19 protein-coding genes and 1 pseudogene are annotated in these 22,889 nt (G+C 48.3%); 12 read left to right on the top strand and 8 right to left on the bottom strand.

The window, feature by feature from the left end:
* Positions 1-106 precede the first annotated feature (106 nt).
* On the bottom strand, positions 107-1,579 hold the full coding sequence (locus tag RGU75_RS15190; protein WP_322237272.1) for an MFS transporter: 1,473 nt from the start codon (positions 1,577-1,579) through the stop codon (positions 107-109).
* Positions 1,580-1,918: 339 nt separating this feature from the next.
* On the opposite strand from RGU75_RS15190, the gene RGU75_RS15195 reads away from it, so the two are divergent.
* The 3 genes and pseudogenes from RGU75_RS15195 to ftsB form a co-directional block, all read left to right on the top strand.
* Positions 1,919-3,577, top strand: a complete 1,659-nt coding sequence (locus tag RGU75_RS15195) for a CTP synthase (RefSeq protein WP_322237274.1) — start codon at positions 1,919-1,921, stop codon at positions 3,575-3,577.
* Positions 3,578-3,923: 346 nt separating this feature from the next.
* On the top strand, positions 3,924-5,207 hold the full coding sequence (eno, locus tag RGU75_RS15200) for a phosphopyruvate hydratase (RefSeq protein ID WP_322237276.1): 1,284 nt from the start codon (positions 3,924-3,926) through the stop codon (positions 5,205-5,207).
* 87 nt (positions 5,208-5,294) lie between these two features.
* Positions 5,295-5,567: pseudogene (gene ftsB, locus RGU75_RS23975) on the top strand (cell division protein FtsB); the annotation flags it as partial.
* Positions 5,568-5,967: 400 nt separating this feature from the next.
* Here ftsB and hslO read toward each other — a convergent pair.
* Together hslO and RGU75_RS15215 are read right to left on the bottom strand one after the other, a co-directional pair.
* Positions 5,968-6,897, bottom strand: a complete 930-nt coding sequence (gene hslO, locus RGU75_RS15210; protein WP_322237281.1) for an Hsp33 family molecular chaperone HslO — start codon at positions 6,895-6,897, stop codon at positions 5,968-5,970.
* A gap of 39 nt (positions 6,898-6,936) precedes the next feature.
* Positions 6,937-7,461 (bottom strand): gamma carbonic anhydrase family protein, encoded by a 525-nt coding sequence (locus tag RGU75_RS15215; RefSeq protein WP_322237284.1) that lies wholly within the window; start codon positions 7,459-7,461, stop codon positions 6,937-6,939.
* A gap of 198 nt (positions 7,462-7,659) precedes the next feature.
* Between RGU75_RS15215 and RGU75_RS15220 the strand changes: the two genes are divergently transcribed.
* Entirely contained in the window at positions 7,660-8,529 is an 870-nt protein-coding gene (locus tag RGU75_RS15220) for a ferritin-like domain-containing protein (protein WP_322237287.1), read from the top strand.
* A gap of 48 nt (positions 8,530-8,577) precedes the next feature.
* Here the strand turns inward: RGU75_RS15220 and RGU75_RS15225 are convergent, their stop codons facing one another.
* The 4 genes from RGU75_RS15225 to RGU75_RS15240 form a co-directional block, all read right to left on the bottom strand.
* A complete protein-coding gene (locus RGU75_RS15225) occupies positions 8,578-9,135 on the bottom strand; it encodes an RDD family protein (protein WP_322237289.1) in 558 nt (185 codons plus the stop codon).
* Positions 9,136-9,273: 138 nt separating this feature from the next.
* Positions 9,274-9,915, bottom strand: a complete 642-nt coding sequence (locus tag RGU75_RS15230) for a DUF3106 domain-containing protein (RefSeq protein WP_322237292.1) — start codon at positions 9,913-9,915, stop codon at positions 9,274-9,276.
* Positions 9,916-10,076: 161 nt separating this feature from the next.
* Positions 10,077-10,481: a DUF3619 family protein gene (locus tag RGU75_RS15235; RefSeq protein ID WP_322237293.1), complete on the bottom strand. Its 405-nt coding sequence runs from the start codon at positions 10,479-10,481 to the stop codon at positions 10,077-10,079.
* Positions 10,478-11,047: an RNA polymerase sigma factor gene (locus tag RGU75_RS15240; RefSeq protein WP_322237295.1), complete on the bottom strand. Its 570-nt coding sequence runs from the start codon at positions 11,045-11,047 to the stop codon at positions 10,478-10,480. Before RGU75_RS15240 ends, RGU75_RS15235 begins: the two co-directional genes overlap by 4 nt.
* A gap of 652 nt (positions 11,048-11,699) precedes the next feature.
* Here RGU75_RS15240 and RGU75_RS15245 point away from each other — a divergent pair.
* The 8 genes from RGU75_RS15245 (at position 11,700) to RGU75_RS15280 (ending at position 21,882) form a co-directional block, all read left to right on the top strand.
* The gene (locus RGU75_RS15245; protein WP_322237297.1) at positions 11,700-13,427 is read left to right on the top strand and encodes an acetolactate synthase 3 catalytic subunit; all 1,728 of its coding nucleotides are present in this window, start codon (positions 11,700-11,702) and stop codon (positions 13,425-13,427) included.
* Positions 13,427-13,918 (top strand): acetolactate synthase small subunit, encoded by a 492-nt coding sequence (gene ilvN, locus RGU75_RS15250; protein WP_205319759.1) that lies wholly within the window; start codon positions 13,427-13,429, stop codon positions 13,916-13,918. Before RGU75_RS15245 ends, ilvN begins: the two co-directional genes overlap by 1 nt.
* A gap of 191 nt (positions 13,919-14,109) precedes the next feature.
* Entirely contained in the window at positions 14,110-15,126 is a 1,017-nt protein-coding gene (ilvC, locus tag RGU75_RS15255; protein ID WP_322237301.1) for a ketol-acid reductoisomerase, read from the top strand.
* Between the two features lie 855 nt (positions 15,127-15,981).
* Positions 15,982-16,872 carry an ion transporter gene (locus RGU75_RS15260; RefSeq protein ID WP_322237304.1) on the top strand — a complete coding sequence of 297 codons (891 nt, stop codon included), beginning with the start codon at positions 15,982-15,984 and terminating at the stop codon, positions 16,870-16,872.
* 187 nt (positions 16,873-17,059) lie between these two features.
* On the top strand, positions 17,060-17,815 hold the full coding sequence (locus RGU75_RS15265; protein ID WP_322237306.1) for an SIMPL domain-containing protein: 756 nt from the start codon (positions 17,060-17,062) through the stop codon (positions 17,813-17,815).
* A gap of 242 nt (positions 17,816-18,057) precedes the next feature.
* On the top strand, positions 18,058-18,696 hold the full coding sequence (locus RGU75_RS15270) for a phosphatidylserine decarboxylase (protein ID WP_322237309.1): 639 nt from the start codon (positions 18,058-18,060) through the stop codon (positions 18,694-18,696).
* 218 nt (positions 18,697-18,914) lie between these two features.
* On the top strand, positions 18,915-19,808 hold the full coding sequence (gene pssA / locus RGU75_RS15275) for a CDP-diacylglycerol--serine O-phosphatidyltransferase (RefSeq protein WP_322237311.1): 894 nt from the start codon (positions 18,915-18,917) through the stop codon (positions 19,806-19,808).
* Between the two features lie 523 nt (positions 19,809-20,331).
* Positions 20,332-21,882 carry a 2-isopropylmalate synthase gene (locus tag RGU75_RS15280; protein ID WP_322237314.1) on the top strand — a complete coding sequence of 517 codons (1,551 nt, stop codon included), beginning with the start codon at positions 20,332-20,334 and terminating at the stop codon, positions 21,880-21,882.
* A 200-nt stretch (positions 21,883-22,082) separates the two neighbouring features.
* On the opposite strand, the gene RGU75_RS15285 is transcribed toward RGU75_RS15280, so the two are convergent.
* Entirely contained in the window at positions 22,083-22,763 is a 681-nt protein-coding gene (locus tag RGU75_RS15285) for a gamma-glutamylcyclotransferase (protein WP_322237317.1), read from the bottom strand.
* Between the last annotated feature and the right edge of the window lie 126 nt (positions 22,764-22,889).

Here is a 22,889-nt window from a genome sequence, read left to right on the forward strand (position 1 = left end):
CTGTCATGAATATGACAAATTTGTCAGTTTCAGATAAAAAATTCTATAGGGCAATAAATACTACTTAGTCAGCGGCTACGCGTAGTTGCAAGCACACAATACGCGGTTACATTTTGGTGTTATTTTCTCTTCCGTGTCGAATACGCAAAGCGCTAATAATTGTCGCGAGCAACGTGGCTGAAGCGGCAATCCAAAGCGACAAATGGACCGCACTGGCATCGATCAACGCAGAGTTAATCGGAGAAGTAATATTCACTGAGGAATCAGGTGATGCACTTAGCGTGCTAGCCAGATGACTGCTTGCCGCCGTTAAAGCGATGGCGACCATCGCTGCACCCAGCGATTGACCGAACGTGCGGGCGATTGCCAACACGCCGGAAGCTGTACCGCTGCGCGAACGCGGTGCATTGGTCATCATTTCGCGGTTGTTCGGGCTTTGAAAAAATCCAAATCCTAGGCCACAAATAAAGGCGCGCCACAAAATATCCATCACCGATGGATGCGGGCCAAGACAGGCCAGTAACACCAGGCCGATTGTGTATACAGCCAGACCGCAAGTGGACAGTAATGCCGCCGGGTAGCGATCAGCGAGCCGTCCGGCGATGGGCGCAGTAATCACGATTGCCACGGGCCACGGTGTAAATAGGGCTGCCGACATTAGTGGACTGAAACTATATGCGCCCTGAAATAAAAATGGTAGCGCAATAAACGCAATGCCTTGACCGACGAATGAGCACAGTGACGTGGCCACGGCCATCGAAAACCGAATCGAAGAAAAAATATCGAGTGGTAATAAAGGCGCGGGTGCACGTTTTTGTCGGAAAATAAAAAGCACTACGGCGATAAGGGCAACAATGGCAAGTACCAGTTCGTTGAACAAGCTATCGTGTCGGGACAATCCGTCCACTGCAAGTACGATGGCGGCTAACGCTAGCGCCGAGAGAACCGCACCGGCGACGTCAAATTTACCGCCGCGACCACGGTCAGATGGCAGCACGCGTCGCGCTAATGTCAGCGTAAGGATGCCGATCGGAACATTGACCGCAAATAGCCAGGGCCAACTCAATACCGATAGCATCGCGCCGCCAATAGCCGGACCCGCGGCTAAGGAGGACGCGACCACCATGGCATTGATACCAAGTGCCGATCCAAGTAGACGTGTAGGAAAAATATTACGATAAAGCGCTGGACCGATACTCATGGCCGCAGCCGCACCTATTCCCTGGATAAAGCGCAATATATTGAGCGTCGTTAACGACTCAGATAAAGCGCAACCGAGCGAACTAAGCGTAAACAGGAAAATGCCGCCCATATACAAACGGCGAAAACCAATCACGTCGCCGAGCGAAGCAAAGGCCACCATCGTCATCGCACCAGCCAGAATATAGGCGTTCGCAATCCAGACAGCCGCCGACGGGACGACGTGTAAATCACGCGCAATGATCGGAAGTGCAACGTTGACAATAGAGCCGTCCAGGACCGTCATTCCGGTACCCAAAATCATGACAATAATGGCGACGCGTCTCTGCGCGCCAGAAATTCCATCATCACCTTCTACATCGCTAAAAAGTCTGCTCATATTGCTGGACGCTGAAGAGTGTGTTGCCGAGCCGTCGACAGATGATGATGGGAAATAAGAAAAAACACGGAGAAGTCCAGGTTGGCAGGCGATTGAGAGGTGTGCGGTAGTGCAGAATTATTACATGATGCACAATTTTTTGCCGACGCCGGTCTTGTAATGTCATTTTGTCCACGACATTTTTAATTTTTTTTTGATGAACAGAAGATTGCGTATATCGGAACGGGAACAAAGCTACGATGACCACTACACGATAATTGCGTGCTTTTTTCAGTAAGAATTGCCTCCGATTGAGGTATAATTCGAATTTCCCGCATGTGCCGTTCGGCACCATCCGCAATGACCAAGTTTGTATTTGTTACTGGCGGCGTCGTGTCTTCCCTAGGTAAAGGGATTGCCGCCGCTTCCCTCGCCGCGATCCTCGAATCGCGTGGCCTAAAAGTCACCCTCATTAAGCTCGATCCGTACATCAACGTCGATCCAGGCACCATGAGTCCGCTCCAACACGGTGAAGTTTTCGTCACCGACGATGGCGCTGAGACTGATCTCGATCTCGGCCACTATGAGCGTTTTATTACAACGCGCATGAAGAAAGTAAATAACTTTACTACCGGACAGGTCTATGAGGCCGTTATCCGCAAGGAACGTCGTGGTGAATACCTCGGTAAAACCGTGCAAGTGATTCCGCATATCACCAATGAAATTCAGGACTATATTCATCGCGGAGCAGAAGGCTTTGACGTGGCGCTAGTCGAAATCGGCGGTACTGTCGGAGATATCGAGTCGCTACCGTTTCTTGAAGCAGCACGCCAATTAAGTTTGCGGGCTGGTCGCAAGGCTGCCGCATTCGTGCATTTGACATTGGTGCCTTATTTGCCATCTGCCGGTGAACTGAAAACCAAGCCAACCCAGCATAGCGTACAAAAATTGCGTGAAATCGGTATATTGCCCGACGCCCTCTTGTGTCGTGCAGACCGTCCTATTCCGGATGAAGAGCGGGCCAAGATTTCGCTCTTCTCAAACGTTGAAATGGCAGCGGTGATTTCAGTGTGGGATGTCGATACAATCTATAAAATTCCTCAAATGCTCCATGATCAGGGACTGGATGCGATCATTTGCGAAAAGCTCGGCTTGACACCAAGTCCTGCTGACCTGACGATGTGGACCAACCTTGTCAGTGCGCTGGAAAATCCAAAACACGCGCTGACAATCGGCATAGTCGGAAAATACGTAGATTTAACGGAGTCGTATAAATCTTTGACGGAGGCCTTGCGTCACGCCGGGATCCATACAGAATCGCGTGTCAACATTGAATATCTGGACTCAGAAGAAATCGAAGCCAATGGCGCGAATTCACTGATGAAATACGATGCTATTTTAGTACCAGGCGGATTTGGTAAGCGCGGTGTAGAAGGTAAGATCATGGCGGCGCGGTTCGCTCGGGAAAACAAAATACCTTACTTGGGTATTTGCCTGGGTATGCAAGTGGCCTTGCTCGAATATGCACGTAATGTAGCCGGCTTGACATTGGCAAACTCAACCGAATTTGACGAACAGACCGAGCAGCCTGTCGTTGCACTCATCAATGAGTGGCAAAATCACGACGGCAAAGTTGAAACGCGTGATGCGAATTCAGATTTGGGCGGAACGATGCGTCTGGGTGCTCAGACTTGTCAAATCAAACCAAACACGCTAGCTTCTGAAATCTACGGTTCAACCGTGACAGAGCGTCATCGTCACCGCTACGAGGCCAACAATCATTATCTGGACCGTATCGAAGCGGCCGGTTTAGTGGTTTCGGCACGTACGCCTACCGAAGATTTATGCGAAGTGATGGAATTGCCGCGAACTGGAGAACATGCGCATCCTTGGTACGTCGGCGTGCAATATCATCCAGAATTCAAGTCGACGCCGCGTGATGGGCATCCATTATTTATTTCGTTCATTTCTGCAGCGTTAGCACATCAGCAAGCCGTTGTGAGTAATGCAAAGACTTAAAGCATGACTATGATCCATTTAGCTTAAAATTTAGATATGCGTCATCATCTTGGAATGATGGCGTATCACTTTTGTTAAGCTACATTAGCCGAGCTACATTATTATTGCGTTACATGAATCGCCTTAAGGCGAGAGTCGGTGGTCAGTCTGGCAATATTGGAATAGTCAAAAAGCGACTTCTCCTCATACTTTTTTTTGGGATGCTTTTTTGGCAACAACCGAGATACTAAGCTGAGGATTAATCTAAAGCATGAGGTTAAGTACGAATTCAGGCACTAAGTGAGACATGAAGTGAGACATTTAGTCACGTATTAATTAAGACGCATCATTACGGAGATAGAAATACATGAGTGCAATTGTTGACATCATCGGCCGCGAAATCATTGATTCACGCGGCAATCCAACTGTCGAATGCGACGTCCTGCTAGAATCCGGCGTGATGGGGCGTGCATCGGTCCCATCCGGTGCTTCGACTGGTTCCCGGGAAGCAATCGAATTGCGTGACGGCGATAAAAATCGCTACGGCGGTAAAGGCGTATTGACTGCCTGTGAACATATTAATACAGAAATTTCTGAAGCGATCATGGGTTTGGACGCTAACGAACAAGCATTCCTCGACCGGACGCTGATTGATCTTGACGGCACCGAAAACAAAGGTCGTTTGGGTGCCAACGCCATGCTGGCAGTTTCAATGGCAGTCGCTAAAGCGGCGGCTGAAGAGGCCGGCTTGCCACTGTATCGTTATTTTGGCGGTAGCGGTGCGATGCAAATGCCTGTTCCGATGATGAACGTGATCAACGGCGGCGCGCACGCAGACAACAACCTCGATATTCAAGAGTTCATGATCATCCCGGTTGGCGCTCCTAGCTTCCGTGAAGCGATTCGTTACGGCGCTGAAATATTTCACGCGTTGAAAAAAATCCTGCAAGAAAAAGGATTGACAACATCAGTTGGTGATGAAGGCGGTTTTGCCCCTTCAGTTGCTAGTCATGAAGAAGCGCTGAAGTTGATCATTCAGGCGATTGAAGCGGCTGGCTACGAGCCAGGTACACAAGTCGCACTGGGCCTGGATTGCGCAGCCAGTGAGTTTTACAAAGATGGTAAATACGTGCTGGCCGGTGAAGATATGACACTAACGAGCGCGCAATTCACCGGTCTGCTGGCATCGTGGTGCGACAAATATCCGATCATCAGTATCGAAGACGGCATGGCCGAAGACGACTGGGATGGCTGGAAACTTCTTACCGAGACTTTGGGTAAGAAAATACAGTTGGTTGGTGATGATCTGTTTGTGACCAATACCAAAATTCTGCGCGAAGGCATACAAAAAAATATCGCGAACTCGATCTTGATTAAGATCAACCAGATTGGTACGCTGACAGAGACGTTTGCTGCGATTGAAATGGCGAAACGCGCTGGCTATACTGCGGTGATCTCGCATCGTTCAGGTGAGACCGAAGATTCTACTATTGCAGATATCGCAGTTGGTACAAACGCATTGCAGATCAAAACCGGCTCAATGTCGCGTTCCGATCGGATGGCGAAGTACAACCAACTGCTGCGTATTGAAGAAGATTTGGGTGATATCGCCAGTTATCCGGGTCGTGCTGCTTTTTATAACTTGAAGTAAAAGTATTGCGAATTGCCTTATGTAAATCCGGCCAGCGAGTTAATTTAATCGCTGGCCGGATTTGCATAAATTGAATATGGATTGTTAATGCGTCTTATCGCTATTTGCCTTACTGTGTTGTTGGCGTTGATCCAATACCCTTTGTGGTTAGGAAAAGGCGGCTGGCTGCGAGTCGCTGATATGGGGCAGCAAGTCACCACTGCGCATGAAAAAATCGTCGAGCTGAAAGCAAGGAATGCCAAGCTGGATTCGGAAGTACATGATTTGAAAGAAGGGACCGGTGCTGTCGAAGAGCGCGCTCGTACTGAGTTGGGCATGATCAAACAGGATGAAATTTTCGTCCAGATATTAGATCCGAACAATACTGAACTGGTATCGACGCTGAAGGAAGCGCAACTATTGTCAGACAAGGTGGGCGCTGCGATACCGGGCAAGACAGAAGATAAAGCGCCAAAGAAGACCGCGGGTTTGAAGTCTGCTAAGCCTGTTCATCCGACCGCTAAGCGAGTGTTGAAACAAGCACAAGTCAACACTGCTCAACGGGTGGCGCAGCAAGTACGGGACTAATCTGTCTACGCTTTAGCTAGCGTTAAGTGCAACAACTGAAATTCCCCAAGATCATTTCATCCAATTTATATCTTGCAAGATTGCCAGCGCCGGTAACCCTTTAAGGTATCGGGCTGGATCGTGATCTTTACAATAGGAAAGGGCACTCCCTTTGCCTGTTGCTAATGCTTATTACCTACGAATTAATACGTGCTTAATGCTTAATATTTCCGGTACCTAACAAGGTCTCTACAGGTGCACTGATAGCGAAAAGGTGCGCGCAGTCGACTTTGTCAAATGCATAATTTTGACCGCAAAAATCGCAGTCGACCGATACGTTGCCCAACTCAGCAATCGCTTCATCAACTTCTTTTTGTCCCAGCATCTGCAGCATGTTGCCTACCTTTTCTCGTGAGCAGTTGCACACAAAACTAGGGTGTTGTGGTTCAAAAACGCGGACTGTTTCTTCCCAGAATAAACGTCGCAATAATGTCTGAATATCGGTCGATAGCATTTCAGCGGGACGTAATGTCGCACCCAGCATAGACACGCGATTCCAGCTTTCCAGCGGGTCTTCTTCAGTAATGCCAATCCCGCCATGGTTGGGCAACTTTTGTAATAGCAAACCACGCGAGACGTTAGCATCAGCAGCCAGCCACAACTTTGTATCAAGTTGCTCTGAACGCAGCATGTAATTTTCGATCACCTCCGCAACGTTATCGCCGTCGAGAGGCACGATTCCCTGATAGGGTTGTTGTCCTGGCATTTTGTCTTGCGGATCAAGTGTGATGGCAAAACGACCATGACCGTTGACATTCACCAGTTGGGCCAATGTAGCACCATCCTCTACTACCGTATCGGGGACTAGTTTTGCTGTGGCGCGCATCTGCAACTTGGCATCGCATTCGACCACCAACAGGCGGATCGGGCCATCCCCGTGAATTTGCATCACGATCACGCCATTGAATTTCAAATTGGCGCTCAACAAGGCGGCCGCTGCCATCATTTCGCCCAGCAAATTAGTCACTGCTGGCGGATAGTTTCGACGCGCCAATACCTGCTGCCAAGTGTTAGAAAGTTCAACCAACTCGCCTCGAACCGAGGCGTTTTCGATCATAAATTTTTGTAGATTATCGTTACTCATATCCATTACGTTCTTTGTACCTTTTTCGGTCATTACTCTCTAGCCGATTTTTTTAAGTTGGGTTTTATATTCCTGACCGCGTTCGGCGTAAGTTTGCGCGCCTTTTACCAACTTGGCGATTTCTTCTTCCGTTAACATGCGGGCCACCTTGGCTGGCGTTCCCATAATCAATGCATTATCGGGAAAGACTTTGCCTTCGGTTACCAGAGCACCAGCGCCAACCAGACTATTTTTACCGATCTTGGCACCATTGAGTATCACAGCCTGTATCCCAACCAACGAGCCATCGCCAATGGTGCATCCGTGCAACATAACTTGATGACCGATAGTGACATTTTCGCCAATAGTAAGGGGATAGCCGTGATCAGTATGCAAAACTGAGTTTTCTTGTACATTGCTGCCGAGACCGACCGTAATCAGTTCGTTGTCTCCACGAATGGTAACGCCGAACCAGACGCTGGCTCTGGCCTCAATCTTAACCTTGCCAATAAGCGTCGCGCTCTCTGTGATGTAGGCGGATGGGTCAACGTCGGGGCAATGTTCGCCAAGTTGGTAGATACTCATAATTCTCCGTAGAATGTGGGTGTTTGTTTTGATCGGTGACAGGATCGTTTTGTAGATTATTTAATTGATTATATTTATCTACTTTATTCCTGCACCAGGTTTTGACGAAATTTATTTACATTTTACGCCGCGGTTTGTTGTAACTTAAATCGCAATTATTCCTAAAAATCCTATTTTACCGCTGCTAGCATGAAGAGTATGTCTGAACCTATTTTTGTTGTTCCAGAAGCAGAGTTACCACCAGTATTATCGCCTGAACTGTTGCCCGAGTTGCGTGCATCGGCCTTGCGCTGCTTGCTATTGCGCGATCCTGCGGCAAAGGTATTGGAGGTAGCGGCATTAAACGCTGATTTCAAAAATAACACCCTTACATTGGATGCGCATGCTTCGCTGGTGGGTGAGGCTGAAGCAGGCGCGATTCCGGGTCGCCCGTCTCGGCCCGAACTCGTATTGCCTAAAACATTGAAGCATCGGTCCATGCGCACCGAGGAAGGCCGCGCCGCACTGATCCACGCGCTGGCACACATTGAGTTCAATGCTATCAATTTGGCGTTAGATGCTGTGTGCCGTTTTCCTGCTATGCCGGACCAGTATTACACTGACTGGCTGAGTGTCGCGGTGGAGGAGGCGCAACACTTTGGCATGTTGGCGCGACATCTGCAGACCTTAGGGTTTGCCTATGGTGATTTCCCCGGGCATAACAGCATGTGGGAAATGGCTGAAAAAACAAAAGATGACATTTTGGCACGCATGGCGTTGGTGCCGCGTACCCTTGAGGCGCGTGGATTGGATGCCACACCCGCTGTGCGGGCAAAAATTGCGCAGGCCGGAGACTTAGCCGCGGCCGAGATTCTCGACATTATTTTACGGGAAGAGGTGGGTCATGTCGCGATTGGTAACCATTGGTATAACTGGCTGTGTAAAGAGCGCCAGCTTGAGCCGATTGCAGCCTTTGCCAATCTGGTAGTCCAATATCAAGCACCGGTTTTGCGTGGACCTTTTAATTTGGACGCACGCCGCGCGGCAGGATTTTCGGAAGAAGAACTGGCGGTATTGCAAAGCGGCTAACCAAGGGATTCGAGATTTGACGTAGCTGGATTGTAAGGCCCTTAGTCTTTAATGATACCAGCGTCTTTTTCCTGGCGGCTTTACGCTTTCCACCATGTCTACTAATTTGGTCCCCGCCAGTCGGTCATGCAAAAACTGACGCTGTGGGTCAAGATAAATAGTGAGTGACCATAAAACAAAATTCAAAACGGGAACGATTGCCAGCATCCAGGTGTGCGCGCCGAAAGCCCAGGCGAGCATCAATCCAGGAAGAAACCATAGCCATGCTAACAAATAGCGCGCCAAAGCGTCTTTTGCCTTCATTGCGCTACCATCTTTATTGATCAACTGGAGTCGCCAGGTTTTCATAGCCAGCGTTTGACCACCGTGACTCCAGCACCAGACAAAATACGCGGTCAACACCACGAATAGCCATATTTGCTGGCCGTGCCGCAAATACAATGCGTTGCGTTGCTGTAGCAATGTCGAAAAAAGCAAACCGGCGATGAACAGGATGCCAAACAGCAGCATTGCCTCGTACATCATGCTGCCAAAGCGCCTTTTAAGCGATGGCGTTGCGGGTTCAGTGGAAATAACGGTATCGTTGGATGGCGCGGAAGGATTCAAGGTGCGATTATTTCTTTGTACGTGTGGCGATCAATATAACCGACTTATAGCTTACTTTTAGCCGACTTACAGTGCTGACTATTCGTCAAATTTTAGCATCGACCGCTTCGGCAATGTCGTGACCTATCCAGATCTGATTTAATGGCCAACTGCATCAACGGCCGATGCCGGACTCGCAGTTTGCGCTGGCACCGCAGCAGGCACTGGTTTCGGTGCCAGCTGAATTGGTTTTGCTTCTTTAGGTTTGGTTTGGGGCGACAGCACTTGCGCAGTGATGCGCTTGCGGTTATTTGCCGCCGCCGCTTCTGCTGCTAATTTTTGTTTTTCTGCTTCCGGCAATTGTTGATATTCTGCCCAACGTTTCGCTCGTTGCTCGGTGTCCAGTCTTCTGTTCCTAGCGTAATTTTCACGCACGACCCGCCGTTGTTCAGGTGTCAGATTTACCCAATCATGCATTCGGTCCTGAACCCGTGATTGTTCGGTAGGACTCAGGCTGGCAAAACGTTTACTGATCTCAACCCACTTTTTTCGAGTGGAGAGTTTTAAGCTATTCCAGCCAGAAGCCAGCGGCGCTAATATCAGTTTCTGTGCAGCAGTAAGATCTTCCCATTCGGCTTTGCTGTCGGTCGGTTTGTTGACCTTTGATGGATTGGCAGGTTTTGGCTTGATCGCCAATTCGCCTGTCGCCTTACTGTTGTTGCCTACAGTACTTGTGCTGGCGCTCGCACCAAGGGCATCGGCAGCATGTGAAGGACGCATCAGCACCGACGCAGAGCTCATTATTAACATTAATACTGTCAATAAGGTAAGCATAAAAGTACGCGATTTAGCAAGGTGCTTTAAAGATAGAAGTTTACCTATAGATGTGGCTTTGCTATTTGACAGCGCAGTCGCTGCAAGTCGCTCTTCATTATTTTCTATTGTTGGTATTAGCGCCATTCTTATTCTTCGTGTTTGGCAAGATAAGTATCAAAACCTCGGTCTAAATAAGCGGAAGGCGGGACTTCATCAGCAAGTACAGCGGCGTCAATAGCCGCAATTTCGGTTATACGATGTTGTTGCTCATACTGATACAGGCCGAAAAATAGCACAACGCCAGTAAGTATCGGCGCAGCAACGCCTAGTCGCGTCCACCATGAAGTAGCTTGTGGGAAAAAGCTATTTGCTGTTCCTGCAACAACATTTTGGTGGGCGACAACGCGTAAAGGTTTGTCGGCTTTCTTGCGAGACAAGGCCATTTGACGTGCAGCGGCTAGCCGGTCCAATGTGGCTGTCGGCATGTCGTCGATACGCTCATTAAGCGCGTGGCGTACTTTGTACGCAAAATTGATGTCTTTACTGCTCATAAACTTATTCCTTTGGCCCTAAGCGCTTGTGCCAGGGTGTGTGTAGCACGAGAGCAGTGTGTTTTTACACTGCCTTCAGAGCAACCCATTGCGGCGGCAGTCTCGGCGACATCCATGTCCTCCCAATAACGCATCAGGAACGCTTCCCGTTGACGCCCAGGCAGCTTTTGAACCTCTTGATCAATGATTTCGAGGATTTGTTCTCGTTCAAGCTGGGACGAGCTGGACTCAGCAGCTTGCGAGCCGTCCTCTGATTCATACGTTTCAAGCACGTCATAATCTTCGTCGCTGGTCTTATCGTGACCCATGCTCGAAAAAAGACTAACCCACGTGTTGCGTACTTTTTCACGCCGAAAATAATCGAGGATCGTGTTTTGCAAGATGCGTTGAAACAACATCGGTAACTCGGCAGACGGTTTGTCACCGTATTTTTCCGCAAGCTTGATCATCGCGTCCTGGACAATGTCCAGCGCTGACTCGTCCTTGCGGACTGCGTACACCGCCTGTTTAAAAGCGCGTCGCTCTACGTTTTCGAGAAAATCTGAAAGTTCTTTATCGGTTGCCATGCATTGTGGCGCGCGTTTCACCGTGTGTCATACAGAGTGTCATTCGCTGCCAGCCAGTGAAAGTTGTTCAGAATTTTGCTGCGTTGTTGCGGGCAAACTAGTTTCTAACGCGTCCTGAGTAATCAAAGAGTATTAGTTCGCTCGTAAGCGCTGACTAATTTATTGATGCATCAGGTTGAATCGTTAAAAAAGGGATTTTTAAACTGATCGAATGCTATCAAAAATACAGTGCTCGTGGGGCAATAATACGTAGTTGTGTTCAAATTAGGAAGATTTCAAGAGGGTTTCGTTGAATTTGCCTTGACCAAAATGAAAGTACGCATTATGGTATCACTCCACTTCAGCATCCTGAAGTGGACCCATGGTCTTTTCGCGACCAGCGCAAGATGCTGATTAGTGACAAGACGCGCTTCATATTTGAAAGCTGTTTGCTCTAACCCGTGCCACAAGCGCGAGAGAATGGACGTGTTGCTTCAAGGTAATTGGCTGAACGAGTCGCGCGAAGCGACATTTTGAATCGTATCTACGGGTACGCAACGAAATGTTGTGAAGGCACAAAAAAGGAATGCCAAAATCCATGTAGCAAGCCGCCGTTATCATTAGGAGAGAGCATCCGATCAATTTCCCATGGACCTTGAAAGGACATAGAAGCATGAGTCAAGATACAAATTTGCCCATTAGCGGCGCAGAAATTTTAGTTCGTTGTCTGGCAGAAGAGGGCGTCGAGCACGTTTTCGGCTATCCAGGCGGCTCGGTGTTATACATTTATGACGCCATATTTCAACAAGATAAATTTCAACACATACTAGTTCGTCACGAGCAGGCTGCGATCCACGCTGCTGATGCCTATTCGCGCAGCTCGAACAAAGTCGGTGTAGCGATTGTCACCTCCGGTCCCGGCGTCACCAACGCGGTCACTGGCTTGGCAACTGCGTATATGGACTCGATTCCGATGATCGTGATTTCGGGTCAGGTTCCTTCCTATGCTATCGGTGAAGATGCTTTTCAGGAGTGCGATACCGTTGGTATTACACGTCCTTGCGTTAAGCATAATTTCCTTGTCAAAGATGTCAAGGATCTGGCTGAAACGGTTAAAAAGGCATTTTATATTGCCACTACCGGTCGTCCTGGACCGGTGCTGATTGATATCCCTAAAGACATCACCATGCATCGCCATGTATTTGCGTATCCGAAAGAAGTCGAGATGCGTTCGTACAAGCCTGTAGATAAAGGTCATTCAGGACAGATCCGCAAAGCACTGCAATTGTTGCTAACTGCTGAACGCCCGATGATTTATACCGGCGGTGGCGTGATTCTGGCGCATGCATCGCCAGAGTTGAACCGTTTGGTTGATCGTCTTGGCTATCCTTGCACCAATACCCTGATGGGATTGGGTGGTTACAAAGCGTCAAGCGATAAGTTTGTCGGTATGCCAGGCATGCACGGCACTTACGAAGCCAATATGGCGATGCAGAATTGCGATGTATTGATTGCTATCGGCGCGCGTTTCGACGATCGCGTGATTGGTAATCCTAAACATTTTGCTAGCAATGCACGCAAAATTATTCATATTGATATCGATCCATCGTCGATTTCCAAACGCGTCAAAGTCGATATTCCAATCGTCGGTAACGTAAAAGACGTTCTGCAAGAAATGTTGGCTCAGCTAGAAGCTGCTGAAACCAAGCCAAACGCTATTGCTTTGGCTGCTTGGTGGACGCAGATTAACCAATGGCGTTCACGTGATTGTCTGAAATTTGAGAGTTCGTCAGAATTTATCAAGCCGCAATCTGTCGTGGAAAAAGTTTGGCAGATTACAGACGGTGATGCGTTCATCACATCGGACGTTGGTCAACATCAAATGTGGGCAGCGCAATATTATCGTTTCGATAAACCACGTCGCTGGATCAATTCCGGTGGTCTTGGCACGATGGGTGTTGGCTTGCCGTACGCCATGGGTGTGCAGATGGCGAACCCTGGTTCTACTGTCGCTTGTATTACCGGCGAAGGATCTATCCAAATGTGTATCCAGGAACTGGCGACCTGCAAACAATATCACTTAACGCCAAAAATCATCCTTCTGAACAATCGTTTCCTCGGCATGGTGCGTCAATGGCAGCAAATTGATTACGGCTCCCGCTACTCTGAGTCGTATATGGATTCGTTGCCTGACTTTACCAAGCTGGTCGAATCGTATGGCCACGTCGGTATGAAAATCGAAAAACCTGGCGATGTCGACGGTGCGCTGAAAGAAGCGTTTGCCATGAAAGATCGCTTAGTGTTTATGAACTTTATTACTGATCAAACCGAAAATGTCTGGCCGATGGTGAAGTCGGGTAAGGGCTTGACTGAAATGCTACTCGGTTCGGAGGATCTGTAATGCAACATATTATTTCCGTACTGCTAGAAAACGAAGCCGGTGCACTCTCACGCGTAGTGGGTTTGTTCTCCGCTCGTGGCTACAACATTGAAACATTGACGGTCGCACCGACCGAAGATGCAACCCTGTCACGGATGACCATCGTGACAAGGGGTTCAGATGAAGTGATCGAACAGATTACTAAGCATCTGAATCGTCTGATTGAAGTCGTCAAAGTGGTCGACCTGACCGAAGGCGCGCATATCGAACGCGAACTCATGCTGATCAAAGTACGTGCGGTCGGCAAGGAGCGTGAAGAAATGAAACGCACTGCGGATATCTTCCGGGGCCGCATAATTGATGTCACGGATAAGTCTTACACTATTGAATTGACTGGTGCCAAAAGCAAGCTGGACGCCTTTATAGAGTCGATAGACCGGGCTTCAATTTTGGAAACGGTCCGTACCGGTGCCTCGGGCATTGGACGCGGAGAACGTATCTTAAAGGTGTAAAAGTTTCGTGTCAGGGATGATTTAATCATGTCTGATGCGTCATTCTTATGTGCATAAGCGGTAATGCGTGAGATGTAAAGCAAGACTGAAAAAGTCACGCTTTCGGATGTGTTTCCACTAACTGAATGTATCGAACTGATTTGGATTGTCTAAACAGTTCTCTATCAATTGAATTATTACTAGGATTAAAAATGAAAGTTTTTTACGACAAAGACGCTGACCTTTCACTGATCAAAGGCAAAAACGTTACTATCATCGGCTACGGTTCACAAGGTCATGCGCACGCGCAAAACTTGAATGACTCCGGCGTTAAAGTGACTGTTGGTCTGCGCAAGGGCGGCGCATCGTGGGATAAAGCGGTCAATGCAGGTTTGAAAGTTGCTGAAGTCAATGATGCTGTTAAAGCTGCAGACATCATCATGATTCTTTTGCCTGATGAAAACATCGCCCAGGTTTACGCGGAAAATGTTGCTCCATACGCAAAGCAAGGCGCCACACTGGCGTTTGCGCACGGTTTCAACGTACATTATGGCCAAGTAACACCACGCGCTGATTTGGACGTCATCATGATCGCGCCAAAAGCACCAGGCCATACTGTTCGCCAAACATACACACAAGGTGGCGGCGTTCCCCACCTGATTGCCATCTATCAAGACAAATCTGGTACTGCACGTGACATCGCTCTGTCGTATGCAACTGCAAACGGTGGCGGTCGCGCTGGTATCATTGAAACTAACTTCCGTGAAGAAACTGAAACAGACTTGTTCGGTGAGCAAGCAGTTTTGTGCGGTGGTGCAGTTGAACTGATCAAAGCTGGATTCGAGACATTGGTTGAAGCTGGTTATGCACCAGAAATGGCTTACTTCGAATGCCTGCACGAATTGAAACTGATCGTTGATCTGATCTATGAAGGCGGTATTGCCAACATGAATTACTCAATCTCGAACAACGCTGAATACGGCGAATATGTTTCGGGCCCACGTATCGTCAACGAAGAAACAAAAAATGCAATGCGTGCGATTCTCAAAGACATTCAAACTGGTGAATATGCAAAGAGCTTCATCCTTGAAAACAAGGCTGGCGCACCAACGTTGATCTCCCGTCGTCGTTTAAATGCAGAGCACCAAATTGAAGTTGTTGGTGAAAAACTGCGTGGCATGATGCCATGGATTAAAAAGAACGCAATGGTGGACCAAACTAAAAACTAATACAGTTTTTAGTTTCAAGAAAGGTAGGGCATCATTGCTGTAATCGCTTGCAAGCGACTACAGCGTGAAGTCGACAAGCTGTGCACACGCACAGCTTTTTTTTCGACTTCACGTGCACATGGATCAAAAAGAACGCAATGGTGGACCAAACTAAAAACTAATACAGTTTTTAGTTTCAAGAAAGGTAGGGCATCATTGCTGTAATCGCTTGCAAGCGACTACAGCGTGAAGTCGACAAGCTGTGCACACGCACAGCTTTTTTTTCGACTTCACGTGCACATGGATCAAAAAGAACGCAATGGTGGACCAAACTAAAAACTAATACAGTTTTTAGTTTCAAGAAAGGTAGGGCATCATTGCTGTAATCGCTTGCAAGCGACTACAGCGTGAAGTCGAAAAGCTGTGCACACGCACAGCTTTTTTTTCGACTTCACGTGCACATGGATCAAAAAGAACGCAATGGTGGACCAAACTAAAAACTAATACAGTTTTTAGTTTCAAGAAAGGTAGGGCATCATTGCTGTAATCGCTTGCAAGCGACTACAGCGTGAAGTCGAAAAGCTGTGCACACGCACAGCTTTTTTTGTTTACCACCCTCAGGATCAAAAAAAAGAGCAATCATCGCTCAAACCAGATACCAAGTCTCAGCATCAAGAACTAAGAAGCAGGGGAGCGGTCATACTCGGGCTTAGAATCAGCGCCTAGTTTCGAAAGTAAGTATTTGGCCTGTTAAGCAAACAAGGGGGCGCATTTGCGTCTCTTTTTGCTATAAAGTCGTGATACCTGTCGTTGAGAGACATTGTGAGTCGTAATTAGTCATTTATTTATCAATCCGAAAAATCATCCCCACATAGCATGACAACAACGGTTTTTAAAAAGCCCCATTTTGGTAAGCCCGATCAATCTTGGCGGGCGCGACTATATACAGTCATTTTTGAGGCTGACACTGTTGCCGGGCGGCGTTTTGACACAGGGCTATTAATTATCATTGTTCTGAGTGTTGCCACGGTTATCGTCGATAGCATCGGCACAATTCGGGCTCGCGATTTTTTGATATTGAACGGATTGGAATGGCTATTTACCATCCTCTTCACGATTGAATATGTCGTTCGTTTGCTTTGCGTGAAGCGGCCGTTGCGCTATGCGACAAGCTTGTTTGGGGTGATTGACCTGTTGTCGATATTACCCACATACCTGGCTATATTGTTGCCCGAGTTTCACTTCCTCATTGATGTGCGGTTGCTGCGGATGTTACGCGTGTTTCGAGTCTTAAAATTACCGCGTTATTACGATGAATCGCAGGTTTTGTTACAGGCACTGCGTAATAGTCGGCACAAGATATTTGTGTTTCTCGGTGCCGTGATCATCATGAGCGTCATTCTTGGAACGATCATGTATGTCATTGAGGGACCGGAGAATGGCTTTACCAGTATACCTGTCGGCATGTATTGGGCCATCGTGACGCTGACTACCACCGGGTATGGCGATATCCATCCTAAAACGCCATTCGGACAGTTGATTACCTCCATGGCCATGTTGCTCGGTTACGGCATCATTGCTTTGCCGACAGGCATTGTTGGGGTAGAGCTGGCCATGAGCATGATGCGAGGGACACCGACCACGCGCACTTGTGTAAATTGTTTAACTGAAGGTCATGAAGCTGACTCGTTATTCTGTAAACATTGTGGCGAAGCATTGCCACCTTATCAATATGATGCCATCGCCACTTCCCCGCCGCGGAAGTAAACATTTGGTTAAATCATCTGCTTCATCCCATAGAATAAATCTATGTGAATTTAGTTGGCAATGAGAACTAAACCGGAATGCCGTCATCAAAGTGGCAATCTATCATCTTGTTGTTACAATTTCATGAGCTGTGAATCCTATTGAGATTCACATCTCTAGTACAAACCTCTATTTTTGGGAAAATACTATGTCGCCATACCGTAATTTAGTGGTTTTATCCGTGTTGGCAGTCGCTAGTCTGAGCGTATATGCACAAACTAAAGTGCAGACGACCGGGGCTTTAGTCGTCGTACCTGCTTACGGTGAAGTCAAGCACGTCAATGACGAGGTGCGCGTGACCTTCACTATTGAAGAGCAGGATAAAGACAAAGCCGCAGCGGCCTCGCGCGTGAACCAGAAGATGAAACAGGGAGCCGAGATCCTTAAACGGCAAGACCCTCAGGCTATCCTGCAGACGCGCGGTTATTACACCTATCCGGTTTACCCTGAAGAGACGCAGCCTCGAACCAATACCAATAAACCACGGCAACCCACTGGTTGGCGTGTCGGTCAATATCTGGATGCCACCACAACCAACTTGAATACTTTGCCAAAGACCGTCGCTTCAGTGCAAAGCGTGCTCGGACTGAATGGTCTACATTTCAGTCTCAGTGACGCCACCAGCAAAAAGATGGACGATCAGCGGATCGCCGCTACCTATCTGAATTTGAATGAGCGAATCGGTTCTATTGCACGTGCTATGGGGCGCAGTGAGTCGGATGCGGTACTGGACACGATTGATTTTGAAGGCTCTGGAAACTATGCGCCAGAAGCCGCCATGCCTAAAGGCGCAATGATGATGCGCTCGGTATCAATGGATAGTGCGCCAGTGGAAGAGCCAAGCTTCGAGCCAGGTGAAACGACATTGACCATGCGCGTGGTTGGCAAAGTGCGCTTCAAGTGACAATTCGGGTCGCCACTTCCTCAGTTGGATTGTCGTCAGACCGAGATCGGGTCGCCTGTATTTTTGCCGTTTCGTCGTTCGCGTGCCAAAAGTCGCGCGCTAATGGCGGTGTCCGATTGTTTTCAAGCTATTATGGAATTAGTTACTGATTGCAATGCAAAGGGTTACATTTGCCCCTCGCTCGACTAGAATAGCCTCGCTATCAAATTTCTATCATTTCTTTAAGACAATCCGGAGCGCAGTTGAATAATTACCCACATCCTATTATCGCCCGCGAAGGTTGGCCGTTTCTCGCCATTGCTTTTGCCGTGGCGTTGCTGATCAGCTTTTTCTCGATCGGTTGGTCCATTCCTTTTTGGATTATTGCCTTATTCGTATTGCAATTTTTTCGTGACCCACCACGCGTGATCCCACAAATCCCTGGCGCGGTAATTTCTCCTGCTGACGGTCGTATTGTGGTTGTCGAAAAAGCCCATGATCCTTACGCTAATCGTGAAGCATTAAAAATCAGCGTTTTTATGAATGTTTTTAACGTCCACTCAAATCGTGCGCCCGTTGATGGCAAGATCGAAACGATGCAGTATTTTCCGGGCAAGTTCGTCAACGCGGATTTGGATAAGGCATCGATTGAAAACGAGCGTAACGCATTGGTAATCACTGCAAAAAACGGTCAGACAGTCACTTGCGTTCAGGTTGCAGGATTAATTGCACGCCGTATTCTTTGTTATGTCAAAGTTGGTGATGTTCTTGCGCGCGGACAACGGTATGGATTTATTCGTTTTGGTTCACGGGTTGACGTCTACTTACCATTGACTGCGACACCGAAAGTTGCCGTAGGCGATAAAGTCTCAGCAACAGAAACCATTTTGGCTGAATTTTAAGTTTCGCCAAAGAAATCTGTAAGACTAGTCGCGGCTAAACAATGCCTGATGCCAATGCCTGAGGCGTTTGGAGTAATCCAAGCGAGTCGCGCAAGTCAACCGCGCTTCAACCGTGCATTGTTTATCCCGACCTTTAGCAAGGCCGTATGACCGGTTGTGATAGCTTTATTGCATCATCATCACCACAAATTTGATTTATAGATTGAAACGGAATTCACATGGCTACTTTCCCACGCCGAAAGGCGAAGAGTAACGTTGCACAGTTCCCAAAGGCATTACGCGCAAAAAATTCTTTGCGACCGTCTTATCAGGATGATGACGAAGATGACAGCCCGGCGCGGCCAAGTCTGAGACGTCGTGGTGTTTATTTATTGCCCAATGCATTTACGACCGCTGCGCTGTTTTGTGGCTTCTATGCAATTGTTATGGCGATGAATTTGAAATTTGATTATGCATCGATTGCGATTTTCGCAGCGATGGTACTCGACAGTCTGGATGGTCGCGTGGCTCGCATGACTAATACCCAGAGCGAATTTGGCGCGCAGTATGACAGCTTGTCGGACATGGTTTCGTTCGGTGCTGCACCTGCACTCGTCGTGTATGAATGGTCATTGCGTGGAATGGGTAAATTGGGTTGGCTTGCAGCGTTTGTGTATTGCGCTGGTGCGGCCTTGCGTCTTGCCCGCTTCAATACCAATATCACCGTCGTCGATAAACGTTATTTTCAAGGCTTGCCAAGCCCAGCGGCGGCAGCACTTGTCGCGGGATTTGTCTGGATTATGGATGATCTTGGTTTTGTCGGTGCTGACTTAAACTGGGTGGCGTGGGGGATTACTTTATACGCTGGCCTGACCATGGTCACGAACGTGCCTTTTTATAGCTTTAAAGACATTAATCTGCGTAAGCCGGTACCGTTCATTGCTGCCTTTGTCGTCGTACTGATATTAGTGGTTATTTCAAGTGCACCGTCGAAGGTTTTGTTTGGCCTGTTCGTGCTGTATGGACTATCCGGTCTGGGCGTCTATTTTTGGCGCTTATTCAAAGGTAAGCCAGTCAGCATACTGCAAACCGAACACGAGCCCGATCATGATCATGAGCGAGAGGACAGGTAAGTAAATTTATACCAGGTGCTGCAATAGTTACGTTGCTCAACAGCCGCATGGCTTTATTAGCGCGTAAAAATAAGTCAACCCATGTCTTTATGACGGATTTTGATTCTATGTAGCAAATAGAAGTGGAGATGGCGCTGCGGTGGCGGTCAGTTGGCTGCGGCGCGTTTTACTAAAATGCGGACTTTGATTACCTATCGTTGTCCTGCGGCTTCGCATCCAGCGCCGGCGATGGGTGATTTCCTACCAAATTCCAATAGTTAATCTTTTTTAGTTTGAAAAGATGGTTCTTTTTTAGAAAACGGTAATGGTGCATGTTGTTGCGTGCGCTGGGATATAGTCATTTATTAAACCTTACAATTGATTATTATAGGATTTACGCAAAACCGTCCCATCAACGGGCTTGCTAACCCGGCCGACGAAGACAGTATGTGAATGTCGGGCCTCGTAAGTGGCTATGAAAGCCCAATGCAGTTGGGGCGGTTTTGCGTAAGTCTTATAATAAGTAAACATTCAGGAGCACAGCATGGCAGCCAACTCACCCGAAAAATTGATCATATTCGACACCACGTTACGTGATGGTGAGCAATCTCCTGGTGCATCAATGACCAAGGATGAAAAAATTCGTATTGCCAAACAGCTGGAGCGGATGAAAGTCGACGTGATTGAGGCTGGTTTTGCCGCGGCCTCGCCTGGTGATTTTGAAGCGATCAAAGCGATTGCTGGTATCGTCAAAGATTCGACCGTGTGCTCGCTGTCCCGTGCCAATGATAAAGACATCGCCCGTGCCGCTGAGGCTTTAAAGCCAGCTGAGCGCAAGCGCATACACACATTTCTGGCGACTTCACCATTGCATATGGAGAAGAAGCTGCGCATGACGCCCGATCAGGTCTTTGAACAGGCTAAGATGGCGGTGCGCTATGCACGCAATTTCACCGATGATGTGGAGTTCAGTCCCGAAGACGGTAGCCGTTCTGACATGGATTTTCTATGTCGCATATTGGAAGCCGTGATCAAAGAAGGTGCGACCACCATCAACTTTGCCGACACGGTCGGTTATGGCGTGCCCGAACTGTACGGACACATGCTGAAAACCTTGCGTGAACGGATTCCCAATTCGGACAAGGTTGTCTGGTCGGTTCATTGCCATAACGATTTGGGTATGGCGGTTGCCAACTCGCTCGCTGGCGTGATGATCGGTGGGGCGCGTCAGGTTGAGTGTACGATCAACGGCCTCGGCGAACGCGCCGGCAATACCGCATTGGAAGAAATCGTGATGGCGGTCAAGACACGCCGCGATTACTTTAATCTCGACATCGGCATCGATACCACGCAAATTCTTGCTGCGTCACGGTTGGTCTCGCAGATTACCGGTTTCATCGTACAGCCTAACAAAGCCGTGGTGGGCGCCAACGCGTTTGCACATGCTTCCGGTATCCATCAGGATGGCGTACTGAAGGCACGCGACACCTACGAAATCATGCGCGCTGAAGATGTTGGCTGGAGTGCCAACAAAATTGTGCTTGGCAAATTGTCCGGGCGCAATGCGTTTAAGCAGCGTCTTCAAGATATGGGCATTGATCTCGATTCTGAAACTGAAGTAAATGCTGCTTTTGCGCGTTTTAAAGAATTGGCTGATCAAAAGGCGGATATTTTTGATGAAGATATTATTGCATTGGTATCCAGCGAACAACAATCGCATGAAAATGAGTATTATCGGTACGTTTCCTTATCCCAACATTCAGAAACTGGCGAAAAGCCAAGCGCCAAAGTGACCTTCTCCATTGACGGTCAAGAGGTGACTTGCGAAGGGCAGGGGAACGGGCCTGTTGATGCCATTGTGAATGCTATTGAAACCAAAGTGGCGAGTGCTGCTGAACTGCTGTTGTTCTCGGTTAACGCGATTACCACCGGCACGCAATCGCAGGGTGAAGTTACCATGCGCCTTTCTAAAGCCGGGCGAATAGTGAACGGTGTTGGCGCTGATCTGGATATCGTGGTCGCTTGTGCAAAAGCCTATTTGACGGCGTTGAACAAGCTGCATTCACGTGCGGAAAAATTGAATCCGCAGTTGTGAGTTGATATAAAGCGCAGCTGTTTTTACGGCAGCTGCGTTTGGCGTGAGTAGAGTGTGCAACATCAGTGCACCAGTTGCACACTTCCCCTTTTAAAGCACTGCTGTCATCGTGGTATCTGTACGTTGTTCGCATTCTCTGCTGAACAGGCTTTACCGCCAACGAGCAGCCTTCTCAGACCTTCTCTGCCCTGTCATAAAACTTATTTATTCTCACTCTGCAATTGCGCCCACAAGCGCGCCAGATAAGGATCTTGAAGTCCATCCTTAAGCAATCCCTCAAGCGTATGTTGCAAATACTCTCTTGCTGGCCCGTATAAACCGCTCGCATCCCGTAAATGCGAGACGACGATCGTGTCAGACAGGCGTCCAGCATAGCCAGCATGATGACGGTTCATGACAAACGCCAGCGCTTTGACCTGATGCGGCTGATGGTCCGCCGTTTCTGGCAATCGAATGGATAGCCAACGTGGCAGATACGCGCCGGTCAACATTTCACGCCGCCACAACATGCGCAACTCGGTTTCGATATCGGCGGCCGGTATGCGAAAAGCGACACCATGACAGCATCCGCCTCGGTCCAGTCCCAATACCAATCCCGGTTTATCGAGCGTGCCACGATTGATATTTGAATATAAATAAAATCCTCGGTGATAGCCGTGCAAAGTAGCGCGCCGCCGCTGCGTAAATAGCACCATCGGATTCCAGATCAGCGAGCCATAACCGAACAGCCAGATATCACCATGCGTTGTCGGTAACGACGCCAGCATCCCGCGCCAGGAAGCTTCTAGCGCCTCTTCCGATAGAAACGAAGCAGCAATAGGTGTGTTGATTAGCGCGCTACGCAAGCGGTCTTGTTCCAGGTCTTGGCGGGTGATACTCATGTCCGTTAGGATAAGCTTGGCACGCTACTTTGCACAAGTGAACGTAACATTTGCAGATAAATTTTCCACGATTTTTTAGTGCCTCAATCCCCAGAAAATACCAATCGATTCAGTGCCAATGGGTTG

The sequence above is a fragment of the Glaciimonas sp. CA11.2 genome, assembly GCF_034314045.1.
Classification (GTDB): domain Bacteria; phylum Pseudomonadota; class Gammaproteobacteria; order Burkholderiales; family Burkholderiaceae_D; genus Glaciimonas.

What these genes read in the sequence shown, in the direction of transcription:
- RGU75_RS15190 (WP_322237272.1), bottom strand. Translation starts at nt 1,579, where the DNA reads ATGAGCAGACTTTTTAGCGATGTAGAAGGTGATGATGGAATTTCTGGC.
- RGU75_RS15195 (WP_322237274.1), top strand. Translation starts at nt 1,919, where the DNA reads ATGACCAAGTTTGTATTTGTTACTGGCGGCGTCGTGTCTTCCCTAGGT.
- eno (WP_322237276.1), top strand. Translation starts at nt 3,924, where the DNA reads ATGAGTGCAATTGTTGACATCATCGGCCGCGAAATCATTGATTCACGC.
- hslO (WP_322237281.1), bottom strand. Translation starts at nt 6,897, where the DNA reads ATGAGTAACGATAATCTACAAAAATTTATGATCGAAAACGCCTCGGTT.
- RGU75_RS15215 (WP_322237284.1), bottom strand. Translation starts at nt 7,461, where the DNA reads ATGAGTATCTACCAACTTGGCGAACATTGCCCCGACGTTGACCCATCC.
- RGU75_RS15220 (WP_322237287.1), top strand. Translation starts at nt 7,660, where the DNA reads ATGTCTGAACCTATTTTTGTTGTTCCAGAAGCAGAGTTACCACCAGTA.
- RGU75_RS15230 (WP_322237292.1), bottom strand. Translation starts at nt 9,915, where the DNA reads ATGAGCTCTGCGTCGGTGCTGATGCGTCCTTCACATGCTGCCGATGCC.
- RGU75_RS15235 (WP_322237293.1), bottom strand. Translation starts at nt 10,481, where the DNA reads ATGAGCAGTAAAGACATCAATTTTGCGTACAAAGTACGCCACGCGCTT.
- RGU75_RS15240 (WP_322237295.1), bottom strand. Translation starts at nt 11,047, where the DNA reads ATGGCAACCGATAAAGAACTTTCAGATTTTCTCGAAAACGTAGAGCGA.
- RGU75_RS15245 (WP_322237297.1), top strand. Translation starts at nt 11,700, where the DNA reads ATGAGTCAAGATACAAATTTGCCCATTAGCGGCGCAGAAATTTTAGTT.
- ilvN (WP_205319759.1), top strand. Translation starts at nt 13,427, where the DNA reads ATGCAACATATTATTTCCGTACTGCTAGAAAACGAAGCCGGTGCACTC.
- ilvC (WP_322237301.1), top strand. Translation starts at nt 14,110, where the DNA reads ATGAAAGTTTTTTACGACAAAGACGCTGACCTTTCACTGATCAAAGGC.
- RGU75_RS15260 (WP_322237304.1), top strand. Translation starts at nt 15,982, where the DNA reads ATGACAACAACGGTTTTTAAAAAGCCCCATTTTGGTAAGCCCGATCAA.
- RGU75_RS15265 (WP_322237306.1), top strand. Translation starts at nt 17,060, where the DNA reads ATGTCGCCATACCGTAATTTAGTGGTTTTATCCGTGTTGGCAGTCGCT.
- pssA (WP_322237311.1), top strand. Translation starts at nt 18,915, where the DNA reads ATGGCTACTTTCCCACGCCGAAAGGCGAAGAGTAACGTTGCACAGTTC.
- RGU75_RS15280 (WP_322237314.1), top strand. Translation starts at nt 20,332, where the DNA reads ATGGCAGCCAACTCACCCGAAAAATTGATCATATTCGACACCACGTTA.
- RGU75_RS15285 (WP_322237317.1), bottom strand. Translation starts at nt 22,763, where the DNA reads ATGAGTATCACCCGCCAAGACCTGGAACAAGACCGCTTGCGTAGCGCG.